At 72.9% G+C, this 13175-nt stretch carries 13 protein-coding genes; 11 read left to right on the top strand and 2 right to left on the bottom strand.

Annotated elements, in window-relative coordinates; translation table 11 throughout:
- Positions 1 to 213: 213 nt before the first annotated feature.
- Positions 214 to 2514 (bottom strand): (Fe-S)-binding protein, encoded by a 2301-nt coding sequence (locus tag HOY81_RS21360; protein WP_237322108.1) that lies wholly within the window; start codon positions 2512 to 2514, stop codon positions 214 to 216.
- Between the two features lie 187 nt (positions 2515 to 2701).
- Here HOY81_RS21360 and HOY81_RS21355 point away from each other — a divergent pair, with 187 nt between their 5' ends.
- The 9 genes from HOY81_RS21355 (at position 2702) to HOY81_RS21315 (ending at position 10803) form a co-directional block, all read left to right on the top strand.
- Positions 2702 to 3847 carry a PP2C family protein-serine/threonine phosphatase gene (locus HOY81_RS21355; protein ID WP_237322107.1) on the top strand — a complete coding sequence of 382 codons (1146 nt, stop codon included), beginning with the start codon at positions 2702 to 2704 and terminating at the stop codon, positions 3845 to 3847.
- 162 nt (positions 3848 to 4009) lie between these two features.
- Positions 4010 to 5890 carry a molecular chaperone DnaK gene (dnaK, locus tag HOY81_RS21350; protein ID WP_237322106.1) on the top strand — a complete coding sequence of 627 codons (1881 nt, stop codon included), beginning with the start codon at positions 4010 to 4012 and terminating at the stop codon, positions 5888 to 5890.
- Positions 5887 to 6591 carry a nucleotide exchange factor GrpE gene (gene grpE / locus HOY81_RS21345; protein ID WP_237322105.1) on the top strand — a complete coding sequence of 235 codons (705 nt, stop codon included), beginning with the start codon at positions 5887 to 5889 and terminating at the stop codon, positions 6589 to 6591. The genes dnaK and grpE overlap by 4 nt, the downstream gene beginning before the upstream one ends.
- A 48-nt stretch (positions 6592 to 6639) precedes the next feature.
- A complete protein-coding gene (gene dnaJ / locus HOY81_RS21340) occupies positions 6640 to 7824 on the top strand; it encodes a molecular chaperone DnaJ (protein ID WP_237322104.1) in 1185 nt (394 codons plus the stop codon).
- Position 7825: 1 nt separating this feature from the next.
- Positions 7826 to 8299, top strand: a complete 474-nt coding sequence (locus HOY81_RS21335; protein WP_237322103.1) for a heat shock protein transcriptional repressor HspR — start codon at positions 7826 to 7828, stop codon at positions 8297 to 8299.
- 336 nt (positions 8300 to 8635) lie between these two features.
- Positions 8636 to 9100, top strand: a complete 465-nt coding sequence (locus HOY81_RS21330; protein ID WP_237322102.1) for a hypothetical protein — start codon at positions 8636 to 8638, stop codon at positions 9098 to 9100.
- Complete coding sequence (locus HOY81_RS21325; protein WP_237322101.1) at positions 9097 to 9858, top strand: transcriptional regulator; 762 nt, start codon at positions 9097 to 9099, stop codon at positions 9856 to 9858. The genes HOY81_RS21330 and HOY81_RS21325 overlap by 4 nt, the downstream gene beginning before the upstream one ends.
- A gap of 103 nt (positions 9859 to 9961) precedes the next feature.
- On the top strand, positions 9962 to 10402 hold the full coding sequence (locus HOY81_RS21320; protein ID WP_237322100.1) for a roadblock/LC7 domain-containing protein: 441 nt from the start codon (positions 9962 to 9964) through the stop codon (positions 10400 to 10402).
- Positions 10403 to 10428: 26 nt separating this feature from the next.
- Positions 10429 to 10803: a hypothetical protein gene (locus tag HOY81_RS21315; protein WP_237322099.1), complete on the top strand. Its 375-nt coding sequence runs from the start codon at positions 10429 to 10431 to the stop codon at positions 10801 to 10803.
- A 340-nt stretch (positions 10804 to 11143) separates the two neighbouring features.
- On the opposite strand, the gene HOY81_RS21310 is transcribed toward HOY81_RS21315, so the two are convergent.
- The gene (locus HOY81_RS21310; RefSeq protein ID WP_237322098.1) at positions 11144 to 11812 is read right to left on the bottom strand and encodes a GPP34 family phosphoprotein; all 669 of its coding nucleotides are present in this window, start codon (positions 11810 to 11812) and stop codon (positions 11144 to 11146) included.
- A gap of 226 nt (positions 11813 to 12038) precedes the next feature.
- Between HOY81_RS21310 and HOY81_RS21305 the strand changes: the two genes are divergently transcribed.
- Positions 12039 to 12323 carry a hypothetical protein gene (locus HOY81_RS21305; protein ID WP_237322097.1) on the top strand — a complete coding sequence of 95 codons (285 nt, stop codon included), beginning with the start codon at positions 12039 to 12041 and terminating at the stop codon, positions 12321 to 12323.
- A 5-nt stretch (positions 12324 to 12328) separates the two neighbouring features.
- Positions 12329 to 13175, top strand: an 847-nt coding sequence (locus tag HOY81_RS21300) for an AfsR/SARP family transcriptional regulator (protein WP_237322096.1), incomplete at its 3' end; no start/stop codon positions are given.

Here is a 13175-nt window from a genome sequence, read left to right as displayed (position 1 = left end):
TCCGGCGGTCGGACGGAGCCGGGTGCCCGGGGTGGTGCCGGGTCAACCCTGTGTCAGCCTCCCGGGCGGGGGCCACGGGGGCGGGCCCGACACGCCGTCAGGGCGTTCACGCCCGCCCGTCCGGCATGCCGCGGGGCCGGTCACCGCGGTGTGCGGTGACCGGCCCCGGGTGTGGCCGTACGGGCGACGGGCGGTGCCGCCGCGGGCTGCGGGTTACTTCGCGGGCGCGGACTCCGGGTCCGGCTGCGGCGCGGACTCGGTGTCCGCCTCGCCCGCGGGCGGCGGGTCGGAGGGGGTGCGGACGGAGTCCAGCAGGAGCTGCGCCACGTCCACGACCTGGAGGTCCTCGTTCGCCTTCCCGTCGTTCTTCTTGCCGTTGACCGAGTCGGTGAGCATCACCAGGCAGAAGGGGCAGGCGGTGGAGACGATGTCCGGGTTGAGGGACAGCGCCTCGTCCACGCGCTCGTTGTTGATGCGCTTGCCGATGCGCTCCTCCATCCACATGCGGGCGCCGCCGGCGCCGCAGCAGAAGCCGCGCTCCTTGTGGCGGTGCATCTCCTCGTTCCGCAGACCCGGGACCCGGCCGATGATCTCGCGCGGGGGTGTGTAGACCTTGTTGTGGCGGCCGAGGTAGCACGGGTCGTGGTAGGTGATCAGGCCCTCCACCGGGGTGACCGGGATCAGCTTCCCCTCGTCGATGAGGTGCTGGAGGAGCTGGGTGTGGTGGATGACCTCGTAGTGCCCGCCGAGCTGCGGGTACTCGTTGGCGATCGTGTTGAAGCAGTGCGGGCAGGTCGCGACGATCTTCTTCTTCGCGGCCGGGAGCCTGGTCGACTCGTCGTCGTCATCCTCGCCGAAGGCGGCGTTGAGGTTGGCGACGTTCTCCTCGCCGAGCTGCTGGAAGAGGAACTCGTTGCCCAGCCGGCGGGCCGAGTCGCCGGTGCACTTCTCGTCGCCGCCCATGATCGCGAACTTCACGCCCGCGATGTGCAGCAGCTCCGCGAAGGCCTTGGTGGTCTTTTTGGCCCGGTCCTCCAGGGCGCCGGCGCAGCCGACCCAGTAGAGGTAGTCGACCTCGGTGAGGTCGTCCACGGTCTTGCCGACGACGGGCACCTCGAAGTCGAGCTCCTTGGTCCATTCCAGCCGCTGCTTCTTGGCCAGGCCCCAGGGGTTGCCCTTCTTCTCCAGGTTCTTGAGCATCGTCCCGGCCTCGCTCGGGAAGGCGCTCTCGATCATCACCTGGTAGCGGCGCATGTCGACGATGTGGTCGACGTGCTCGATGTCCACCGGGCACTGCTCCACGCAGGCCCCGCAGGTGGTGCAGGACCACAGCACGTCCGGGTCGATGACGCCGTTCTCCTCGTACGTCCCGACCAGCGGGCGCTCGGCCTCGGCCAGCGCCTCCGCGGGCACGTCCGCGAGCTGCTCGGCGGTGGCCTTCTCCTCGCCCTCGGCGTTCTTGCCGCCGCCGGCCAGCAGGTAGGGCGCCTTGGCGTGCGCGTGGTCGCGCAGCGACATGATCAGCAGCTTGGGGGAGAGCGGCTTGCCGGTGTTCCAGGCGGGGCACTGGGACTGGCAGCGACCGCACTCGGTGCAGGTGGAGAAGTCGAGCAGGCCCTTCCAGGAGTAGTGCTCGACCTGTGAGACGCCGAACTGGGTGTCCTCGGCGCCCTCCTCCTCGAAGACGGTCTCGAAGTCGATCGGCTTGCCGGCCGAGGTCATGGGCTGGAGCTCGCCCAGTGCGGTGCCGCCGCGGGCCTCCCGCTTGAACCAGATGTTGGGGAAGGCGAGGAAGCGGTGCCAGGCCACGCCCATGTTGGTGTTCAGGCCGACCACGATCATCCACACGAACGAGGTGCCGATCTTGATCATCGCGACCAGGTAGACCAGGTTCTGCAGAGTGCTCACGTCGAGCCCGTCGAAGGCGGCGACCAGCGGGTACGAGACGAAGTACCCGGCCTCGTAGCCGGTGACGTGGTGCAGCGCGCCCTCCAGGCCGCGGAGGGTGAGGATGGCGAGCCCGATGATCAGGATGACGGCCTCGACGAAGTACGCCTGCCCGGTCTTGGAGCCGGTGAAGCGGGACTTCCGGCCGGCGCCGGTGGGCCGGTTGAGCTGCCGGATCACGATCAGGGTGCCGATGCCGAGGGCCGTCATCAGGCCGATGAACTCGACGAACATCTCGTACGGCACCCAGGTGCCGATCAGCGGCAGCGTCCAGTCGGCCTGGAAGAGCTGGCCGAAGGCGTTGACCAGGGTGAGCACCAGGGTGAAGAAGCCGACCGCCACGAACCAGTGGGCGAAGCCGACGATGCCCCAGCGGTTCATCCGGGTGTGCCCGAAGAACTCGCGGGCCACGGTGAGCGTGCGCTGGGCGGGGTCGTCGGTGCGGGTCCCTGCGGGCACCGGCTGGCCGAGCCGCACATGGCGGTGGATCTGGGCGATGGCGCGCGCGAACAGCGCAATGCCGACCACGGCCAGCACCAGCGAAACGACGATCGCGGCGAGTTGCATGACGGCTCCTCGGACCTGCGGGGCGGCTCGCGGACGAGCTCATTTACTAAGCGGTAACTTATCTGGTTCTACCGAGCGTACCCAGTATCACGCCGGGCCCGCACCCGTCCGGCTGGTGATCTGCGTCGCTGGCCCGGCTCCGGGCTCACGGGTGCCTTTTGCCCGTTTTGATGCGAAGAATAGAAGCATGGCCGTGCGCGAGATGCCGAGGCCGGGACGAGAGACCCTGTGGCTGGTGCTGCCCTGGCTGCTGGTGCTGGGTGTGGCGGGGGTGGAGATAGGTGACGAATTCGTGCCGGGCACGGATCTGCGCACCGGCTCGCTGCTCTCCCCCGCCCCGGCCCTCGCCGCGATCCGCAGCCGTCCCCCCGCCGTCATCGCGGTCTCCGTCGCGGCGCTCGTGGTGGGGCTCTACACCGCCCTGTTCAGCGACGGGGAAGGGGAGGGCGCCGTCTTCCAGGCGACGCTGCTCAGCGCCATCCTCGTGGTCAGCGCGGCCAGCATCTTCGCCGCCCGCCAGCGGGTGCAGCGGGAGGAGCAGCTCGGCCGGGTCCAGCGGGTGTCCGAGGCGGCCCAGCTCGCGCTGCTCCCGCCGGTGCCGTACCGGATCGGCCGGCTGCGGCTGGAGGCGCGCTACGTCGCGGCGGAGGCGGAGGCGCGCATCGGCGGGGACCTCTACAAGGCGGTGGCCTGGCGGGACCGGGCCCGGCTGATCATCGGCGACGTACGCGGCAAGGGGCTGCCCGCCGTCCGTACGGCCGCTGCGGTGCTGGGGGCCTTCCGGGAGGCGGCGACCCACGAGGTCGCTTTCGGGGAGGTGGCGGTCCGCTGCTCGCAGGCGGTGGAGCGGCTGGAGCGGACCGGCGCCGGGGGGTACGCCGCCTCCGTGGAGGAGGCGCAGGAGCTCTTCGTGACCGCCTGCCTGGTGGAGATCGAGGACTCCGAGGTGCGGGTGATCAACCTGGGGCATCCGGCGCCGCTGCTGCTCACGCCGGGCTCCGTGGCCTCCATCGACTCCGAGGACCCGCTGCCGCCGCTGGGTCTGGCGCACCAGGTGGTGGACGCCCTCCCGCAGCACATCCGCATCTGGCGGCCGGGTGACCGGCTGCTGCTCTACACCGACGGCATCGAGGAGGCCAGGGACGCGGCCGGCACCTTCTTCCCGGTGCTTCCGGCGGTGCGGACGTTGCTGGACGAGCCGCTGGCGACGCTGCCGGACCTGCTGCTGGAGGCGGTCGCGCGGCACTCCGGGCAGCAGCTGAAGGACGATGCCGCGCTGCTGGCCGTGGAGTGGGAGGAGCTGACGGGCCTCCGGCGCATGGTGGGGCACTGAGCCGGCCTGCGAGGACGCCCGCCGGCGGGCGGTCGTACCGGCTCCGTGCGAGTAAAGGCCGCATAAGACTTGAGTCTGGTGCGCTCAGGGCTTTTGACAGGCTGGAGGGGTTCATGCACTCTTGAGTCAGATCCACTCAAGCTTCAGTCGGAGGAACCTGAAATGGCACGTGCGGTCGGCATCGACCTGGGTACGACGAACTCCGTCGTCAGTGTTCTCGAAGGCGGTGAGCCCACCGTCATCACCAACGCCGAGGGCGCCAGGACCACGCCGTCCGTCGTCGCCTTCGCCAAGAACGGCGAAGTGCTGGTGGGCGAGGTCGCCAAGCGCCAGGCCGTGACCAACGTGGACCGGACGATCCGGTCGGTCAAGCGCCACATGGGCACCGACTGGAAGATCGACCTCGACGGCAAGGACTTCAACCCCCAGCAGATCAGCGCCTTCGTGCTGCAGAAGCTGAAGCGGGACGCCGAGTCCTACATGGGGGAGAAGGTCACCGACGCGGTGATCACCGTCCCGGCCTACTTCAACGACCACGAGCGCCAGGCCACCAAGGAGGCCGGCGAGATCGCCGGCCTGAACGTCCTGCGCATCGTCAACGAGCCGACCGCCGCCGCCCTCGCCTACGGGCTGGAGAAGGAGGACCAGACGATCCTGGTCTTCGACCTCGGCGGCGGCACCTTCGACGTCTCGCTGCTGGAGATCGGCGACGGCGTCGTGGAGGTGAAGGCCACCAACGGCGACAACCACCTCGGCGGCGACGACTGGGACCAGCGGATCGTCGACCACCTGGTCAAGCAGTTCCAGTCCGGCCACGGCGTGGACCTGTCCAAGGACAAGATGGCCCTCCAGCGGCTGCGCGAGGCCGCGGAGAAGGCGAAGATCGAGCTCTCCTCCTCCTCGGAGACCACGATCAACCTGCCCTACATCACCGCCTCCGCCGAGGGCCCGCTGCACCTGGACGAGAAGCTCACCCGCTCGCAGTTCCAGCAGCTCACCGAGGACCTCCTGGAGCGCTGCAAGACGCCGTTCCACAACGTCATCAAGGACGCCGGCATCCAGCTCTCCGACATCGACCACGTGGTCATGGTCGGCGGCTCGACCCGGATGCCCGCCGTCGCCGAGCTGGTCAAGGACCTCACCGGCGGCAAGGAGCCCAACAAGGGCGTCAACCCGGACGAGGTCGTCGCCATCGGCGCCAGCCTCCAGGCCGGCGTGCTCAAGGGCGAGGTCAAGGACGTCCTGCTGCTGGACGTCACCCCGCTGTCCCTCGGCATCGAGACCAAGGGCGGCATCATGACCAAGCTGATCGAGCGCAACACCACGATCCCGACCAAGCGCTCGGAGATCTTCACCACGGCCGAGGACAACCAGCCGTCCGTGCAGATCCAGGTCTACCAGGGCGAGCGCGAGATCGCGGCGTACAACAAGAAGCTCGGGATGTTCGAGCTGACCGGGCTGCCCCCGGCGCCGCGCGGCGTGCCGCAGATCGAGGTCACCTTCGACATCGACGCCAACGGCATCATGCACGTGGCGGCGAAGGACCTCGGCACCGGCAAGGAGCAGAAGATGACCGTCACCGGCGGCTCCGCGCTCCCCAAGGACGACATCGAGCGCATGATGCGCGACGCCGAGCAGTACGCCGACGAGGACGCCAAGCGCCGCGAGGCCGCCGAGACGCGGAACCAGGCGGAGCAGCTCGTCTACACCACCGAGAAGTTCCTCAAGGACAACGAGGAGAAGGTCCCGGGTGACGTCAAGACCGAGGTCGAGACCGCCCTCACGGACCTGAAGGAGAAGCTCAAGGGTGAGTCCGCCGAGGGCGACAATACCGCCGCCATCCGGGAGGCCTCGGAGAAGGTCGCGGCGACCAGCCAGAAGCTGGGCCAGGCCCTCTACGCCGACGCGCAGGCCGCGCAGGCCGGTGCCGAGGGCGGCGAGGCCGGTGCCGGTGAGGCCGGCGGTGCCAAGGCCGACGCCGACGACGACGTCGTCGACGCCGAGATCGTGGACGACGACAAGCCGAAGGACGGTGCCGCGTGACGGAGGAGACCCCGGGTTTCGCACAGGAGCCCGACGTCCCCGCCGACGCCGCACAGGATCTGCCTGACGACGCGGCAGCGGCCGCCGGGTCCGGCGCCTCCACGGAGGCCCCGGGCCCGGCGGGCCAGGCCGGGGAAGCCGGCGAGGAGCAGCCGCTCGGCGCGGGCGCCGACGAGGCGACCGCGCTGCGCGCGCAGCTCGACCAGACCCGCACCGCGCTGCACGAGCGCACCCAGGACCTGCAGCGGCTCCAGGCGGAGTTCCAGAACTACCGCCGCCGGGTCGAGCGGGACCGGGTCGCCGTCAAGGAGGTCGCCGTGGCGAACCTCCTGACGGAGCTGCTGCCGGTGCTGGACGACATCGGCCGCGCCCGGGACCACGGCGAGCTGGTGGGCGGCTTCAAGTCCGTCGCCGAGTCGCTGGAGACGGTCGCGGCGAAGATGGGCCTGATGCAGTTCGGCAAGGAGGGCGAGCCGTTCGATCCGACGGTGCACGAGGCGCTGATGCACTCGTACTCGCCGGACGTCACCGAGACGACGTGCGTGCAGATCCTCCAGCCCGGGTATCGCATCGGCGAACGGACCATCCGGCCCGCGCGGGTCGGCGTGGCCGAGCCCCAGCCGGGCACGCAGCCGACGGCCGCCTCCGGCGGCGAGGAGGCCGCGGACGACGAGGGCAACGGTGCCCCGGACGAGGGCTGACGCGCGCCGGGCGGACGACGGGCAGGCACGGAAGGAGGGACGTCGGGGATGAGCACCAAGGACTTCATCGAGAAGGACTACTACAAGGTCCTCGGCGTCCCGAAGGACGCCACCGAGGCCGAGATCAAGAAGGCCTACCGGAAGCTGGCCCGGGAGAACCACCCGGACGCCAACCGCGGTGACGCCGCCGCCGAGGAGCGTTTCAAGGACGCCTCCGAGGCGTACGACGTGCTGGGCGACCCCAAGCGCCGCAAGGAGTACGACGAGGCGCGCGCCCTCTTCGGGAACGGCGGCGGCTTCCGCCCCGGTCCCGGAGCGGGCGGCGGCTCCTTCCAGTTCGACCTGGGCGACCTCTTCGGGGGCCCCCAGGGCGGGCCCGGCGGCGGCCCGGCCGGCGGCTTCGGCGGCGGTCTGGGCGACGTCTTCGGAGGCCTCTTCGGCCGCGGCGGCGCCGGCACCCGTACCCAGCCGCGCCGGGGCCAGGACGTCGAGTCCGAGGTGACGCTGAGCTTCACCGAGGCCGTGGACGGCGCCACGGTGCCGCTGCGGATGTCCTCCTCGGCCGCCTGCAAGGCCTGCTCCGGCACCGGCGACAAGCACGGCTCGCCGCGGGTCTGCCCGACCTGCGTCGGGACGGGGCAGGTCAGCCGCGGGGCGGGCGGCGGCTTCTCGCTGACCGACCCGTGCGTGGACTGCCGGGGCCGCGGCCTGATCGCGCAGGACCCGTGCGAGACCTGCAAGGGCAGCGGGCGGGCGACGTCCTCGCGCACGATGCAGGTGCGCATCCCGGCCGGCGTCTCCGACGGGCAGCGCATCCGGCTGCGCGGCAAGGGCGCCCCGGGGGAGCGCGGCGGGCCCAACGGCGACCTCTACGTCGTGGTGCACGTCGACCCGCACCCCGTCTTCGGGCGCCGGGGCGACAACCTCACCGTCACGGTGCCGGTCACCTTCACGGAGGCGGCGCTCGGCGGTGAGATCCGGGTGCCGACCCTCGGCGGGCCGCCGGTCACGCTGAAGGTCCCCGCCGGCACTCCCAGTGGGCGTACGATGCGCGCCCGCGGCAAGGGCGCGGTGCGCAAGGACGGCACCCGCGGCGACCTGCTCGTCACCATCGAGGTGTCCGTGCCGAAGGAGCTCAGCGACAAGGCGCGGGACCTGCTGGAGTCGTTCCGTGACGCCACCTCGGGCCAGGACCCGCGGGCGGCGCTCTTCCAGGCGGCGAAGGGAGAATGAGATGCCGGGCCGGGGCGGGAACCGCCAGCGTTTCGGAGGAGACCAGCCGTACGAGCTGACGGACGACTCACCGGTCTACGTCATCTCGGTGGCCGCGCAGCTCTCCGGCCTGCATCCGCAGACCCTGCGGCAGTACGACCGGCTCGGCCTGGTCTCCCCGGACCGCACGGCCGGCCGCGGGCGGCGCTACTCGGCGCGGGACATCGCGCTGCTCCGCCAGGTGCAGCAGCTCAGCCAGGACGAGGGCATCAACCTCGCGGGCATCAAGCGCATCATCGAACTGGAGAACCAGGTCGCCGCGTTGCAGGCCCGGGTCGTCGAGCTCCAGCACGCGGTGGAGGGCGCGGCCGTCGCCATGCGGCAGCGCGAGGCGCAGGTGCACGCCTCCTACCGGCGTGACCTGGTGCCGTACAGCGACGTGCAGCAGTCCAGCGCGCTGGTGGTCTGGCGGCCGGAGCGCCGCAGACGCCGCTAGCCGGGCGCAAGCCCGGCCCGGGCCGGCCCGGCGCCGCGGTGCCGGTGGTGCCCCGGCCCGTCGCGTTCTCCGGGTGCTCCCCGGTCCTTCTCTCCGGCGGCCCCGTCGCACACCGCGGCGGGGCCGCCGGTGTGCGCGGGCACCCCCCGCAGGGCAGGTGCGGTGGGCACCCGGCCGAAGGCATATGCCGGACCGACACTACGTCACCGTCGCTGCCCGCGGGCGAAGTTTGTGGATTTCATCCGATCGGAGAATACGTACCGTAGGCTCACCGTCACACGTGCGGTACCTCCCGCACGGCTGTTCGTCCTGCAGTCCCGGCCGAAGGGGAGAGGTGTGCCCGGAATCGACGAGTGTCTGTTCGAAGCCATGGCGCTGCCCGGCGCGCGCGGTGCCTCCGTGGTGGAGTGGACCAGCGGGCTCTCCCTCGGCACCATCGGCCGCGCCCCCGGCGACGACCCGGAGCGGACCGCCGCCGAGACGGCCGAGCTGGCCCGGATGGCCGCCGAGCACCCGTCCTTCGCCCCCACCGGCCCCGGCGACCCGGCAGCCTTCGCGGAGTCCGGAGCGTCCGGGTCACCCGGCGGGTTACCCGGCGGGGCCGGCGCGCCCGGCGCCGCGCCCGGCCCCGTCGAGGACGTCATCGTCGCCACCCGCACCTGCTACCACGTGCTCCGCTACGTCGACACCGCCTTCGACAGCGGCGTCTTCCTCCACCTCTGGCTCGACCGCGGCGAGGGCAACCTCGCCATGGCCCGGCTGAGACTGCGGGACCTCTCGGAGCGGCTCACCCTCGCATGACCGCCGCCGACTTCCCCCTGCTCCTGCGTCTCGCCGACGAACGCGCCACCGGAGCCCTGCTCAGCGACACCGGCACCCTCTACCTCCACGACGGCCACGTCGTGCACGCCGAGAGCCCCGCCTCCCCGGGCCTGGAGACCCTGCTCGTCACCCCCGGACGCCTCCCCGCCGAAGGCTGGCGGGAAGCGGTCGACCAGGCCGGCGCCCAGCGCCGGGTCGGCCGCCACCTCGTGGAGACGGGCCGGCTGGCCCCCGGAGAGCTGGAGATCTGCCACCTCGGCGCCCTCCACGACGCCGCCTACTTCGCCCTCGCCCCCGCCGCCGGCCCGCGCCGCTTCCGCCACGGCGTCGCCCACTGGCTCGGCCCGGTGCGCCGGGTGCCCGCGCCGGCCGTCGTCCGCGAGACCCGCCGGCGCCGGGAGCTGCTGGCCGGAGTCTGGCCGTACGACCAGGTCGACGACGCCCCGCTGGTACGCCGCGACCCCGCCCACGCGGCCCCGCCCACCCCGCGGCAGCGCGCGGTGCTCGCCCTCGCCGACGGCGCCCGGCGCCCCGTGGACATCGCCCGGCTGCTCGGCCGCCCGGCCTTCCACACCCTGATCGACGTACGCCGTCTTGCCGCCGCCGGGCTCGTCGAGACGCCGCCCGTGCCGGGGCCGTACGGACATCCGCCGGTGCCCTCCTGGGTGGCCGGGGTGTGCCCCGACCCGGACACCGCACTGCTCCGCCGGCTTCGCGACGCCCTGGAGGCCCTGTGACCGCCCGGACCGCCGCCCCCGCCGCCCCGGGGACGGCCGCCGGTTCCGCGGCGCCCGCCGTTCCCGGGGCGCCCCTGCCCGAGGCGACCGTCGCCTCCGCGTCATGAGACGTGTCCTGAAACAGCGCGCCGAGAGGAGACAGCTCATGGCCGTGGAGACCGAAGTGCTGGAGGAACTGCACCGGTTGCGGGCCCGGGTGCCCGGCCTCACCGGCGCCCTGGCGGCCACCTCCGACGGGCTGGTGCTGGCGCAGGACGCGGCGCCGGTGGAGGCGGAACCCGTGGCGGCCCTGACCGCCGCGGCCCTCGGGGTCGGACAGCGGCTGACCGAGGCCACCGCGCGCGGCGCCTTCCGCGAACTGCTGGTGCAGGGCGAGGAGGGCTGCGTGGCCACCTACGCGGCGGGGGCGACGGCCGTGCTGACCGTGCTCGCCGGCCCGGACACCAGCGTGGGCCGGCTGCATCTGGAGGCCCGCCGGGCCTCCGCACACATCGGGGACCTGGTCGACCGCGCCCTCGCGCGGCCCGACCACGCCCGCTCCTGAAAGAAACGGAAGGAAGTGCTTCACCCATGGCCAACACGGAGACCGCCCTCAAGGAGGCGATGACCTCCATCGACGGCGCCATCGGCGTGGCCCTCGTCGACTACACCAGCGGCATGGCCCTCGGCCACCTCGGCGGCGGCAAGGAGCTCGACCTGTCGGTCGCCTCCGCGGGCAACACCGACGTGGTGCGCGCCAAGATGCGCACCATGGAACAGCTCGGCCTGAAGGACACCATCGAGGACATCCTCATCACCCTCGGCGGCCAGTACCACCTCATCCGGCTGATGAAGGGCCGGGACAACACCGGCCTCTTCCTCTACCTCGCGCTCGACAAGACCCGCGCCAACCTGGCGATGGCACGCCGTCAGCTCGCCCGGATCGAGGACGCGCTGGAGGTCTGAACCCTGCGGGTCGCGGGGCCCGTGCGGTTCCCGCGGTGACCTCGGCGCACGGCCCGGCACGCGCCGTGGCGCCCCGCGGCGCCGTGGTCTCCTGGGGCTCCGTGGCGGGCTGCCCTCCGCAGCCGGCGACTCCGTGCCGCGGACGGCCGGCGCGCGGCCCGTGCCGGTGTGCCCGGCGGCGGGCCCGGTGCGTGACGGCCTCGGTGACGGCGCCCGGTGTCCCGCCGGTCCCGGAGCGCGGCCGGGCGGGACGAAGCCGGTGTCCCGCCGACCCGGCCGGCCCCGAGCGCGGCCGGGCCGGCAGTCCGGGTGCGGGAGCGGTGCTCCGGTGCCGGGCGGGTCAGCCTTCGGCGGCGAGGGCGCCGGTGGTGGCGGCCGTGGTCGCCACCACCGTCAGCACCGCCTGGGCGTGGTCCACGGCCTTGCGCACCGCGGCCGGCACCCCCTGCCCCTCCGCGATCTCCTTCATCCGCTCCTGGACCCGCCGCCGGTCCGCGCTCCCGAACGCGAGGCGTTGCAGCCGCGCCCCGTGCAGGAGCGCGACCAGGGCGGCGGTGCGGCCGTCCGGCTCGGCGCCGTGCCGCACGACGGCGTCGAGCCGGCGGCGTACCTCCGTCTCCACCGAGCCCTCCGCCTCCGGGAAGCGCCGCACCGGGAACAACCCCAGCACCTTGCGGCTCTCGTCCCGGACCAGGCCGCGCTCGACCAGGGTGCGGGTCGCGCCCTCCGGGGCCTCCTTCCGCGCCTGCTCCAGCACCTTCCGGACGGCCGGGGGCTCCTCCCGCTCGGCCAGCCGGGCCAGTTCGGCGTCCAGATAGCCCACCCCGACCGGGGAGCGGTCCGTCACCACGACGGCGTCGTCGCGCACCTCGGTCCGCCCGGCCAGGGCCAGCTCCACCAGCACCGCGCCGGCCACCGCCCAGGCCACGCTCGACTCGTCCCGCCCGGCACCGCTGTCGTCGTCGAGCGACAGCAGCACCAGCTCTTCGCCCAGAGTCACGTGAGTCATACCGGACCGCCTCCCCGCCGGGGCGTGCCGCAAACGAGGACCGCCGCGACGCAGGCCGCACGGCCCGCCGCCGACCGGATGACGCCGGTCGCTGGCAACAAGTTGCTGCCACCGTGCAGCAAGCTGACAGTCCTGGCCCTGTCCCCGCGCCGCCCGTGCTGGCATCGTCATACCTGCCGGTAGGACCGGACGACGGACCGGAAACCAGCAGCTCGAGGGGACAGTGATGGGTGCACCGACCACATCCAGCACGACGGCCGGGCAGTCGAGCAGACGCGCCGTACGGGGGCGCGGCGCGGCGCTCGGCGCCCTCACGGCAGCGCTCTTCTCGCTGACAGCCGGTGCTGCGGCGGCGTCCCCCGTTGCAACGCCCCCGTCGCCGCAGCACCTTCCGCCGGCCTCCGCGACCCTGGCCTCGGCGTCCCCCACCGAGGTCGCGGAGGCCACCTGCGCCGTGACCGACGCGGCGCTCGTGGCGGCCGTCTGCCAGAACGTCAACGGCTGGCAGTAGGAGCCATGCGGTTCCAGCTTCTCGGACCGCTCAGCATCACCGACGGTTCGGACGTCGTCGTACTCCGTCCCGCGAAACCCACCACGCTGCTGGCCACGTTGCTGCTGCACGCGAACTCCGTGGTCGCGGCCGGACATCTGCAGCGCACCCTCTGGGGTCCGGCGGAACAGCCGGCCACCGCCCGCTCGGCGTTGCAGACCTGCGTGCTCCGGCTGCGGCGGCTCTTCACCCGCTACGGCGTGACCGGAGCGCCCGTCGAGGCGGTGCCCGGCGGCTACCGCATCACCGCCGGGCCCGGCACCCTCGACCTCCTGCACTTCCGCGAACGGCTCCGCGCCGCCGGCGACCTCGCCGACGACCCGGAGAAGGAGCTGTACGCGCTGAAGGAGGCGCTCGCCCTCTGGCAGGGCCCGGTGCTGGCCAACGTCCGTTCCGACGCGCTGCACCGGGACGAGGTCCCGCGGCTGACGGAGGAACGGCTGCGCGTCGTGGAACGCGCCTGCGACCTGGAGCTGGCCCTCGGCCGGTGCGGTGAGGCGCTGGCGGAACTCTGGAGCGCCACCCGCACCCACCCGGGGCACGAGCGCTTCCGCGAACAGCTCATCGAGGCGCTCTACCGCACCGGACGGCAGGCCGAGGCCCTCGCCGAGTACCGGCGCATCAAGGCGTACCTGCTGGAGGAGCTCGGGGTGGACCCCTCACCGGGGCTGCAACGCCTGGAGCTGGCCATCCTGCGCGGGGACGAACTGGGCGACACCGGCGGGCGCCGCCCGCCCCGCCCCGCGGCGCCGGCCGTTTCTGCGGGCGGGCCCCGGCACGGGGCGGGTCCGGGCGGGCCGCTCGCGCCGCCGG

It is taken from the genome of Streptomyces sp. JJ36 (genome assembly GCF_021696945.1).
Lineage (GTDB): Bacteria > Actinomycetota > Actinomycetes > Streptomycetales > Streptomycetaceae > Streptomyces.
Note: the sequence above shows the minus strand (reverse complement) of the source record. Positions and strands in the feature narration are given on the sequence as shown.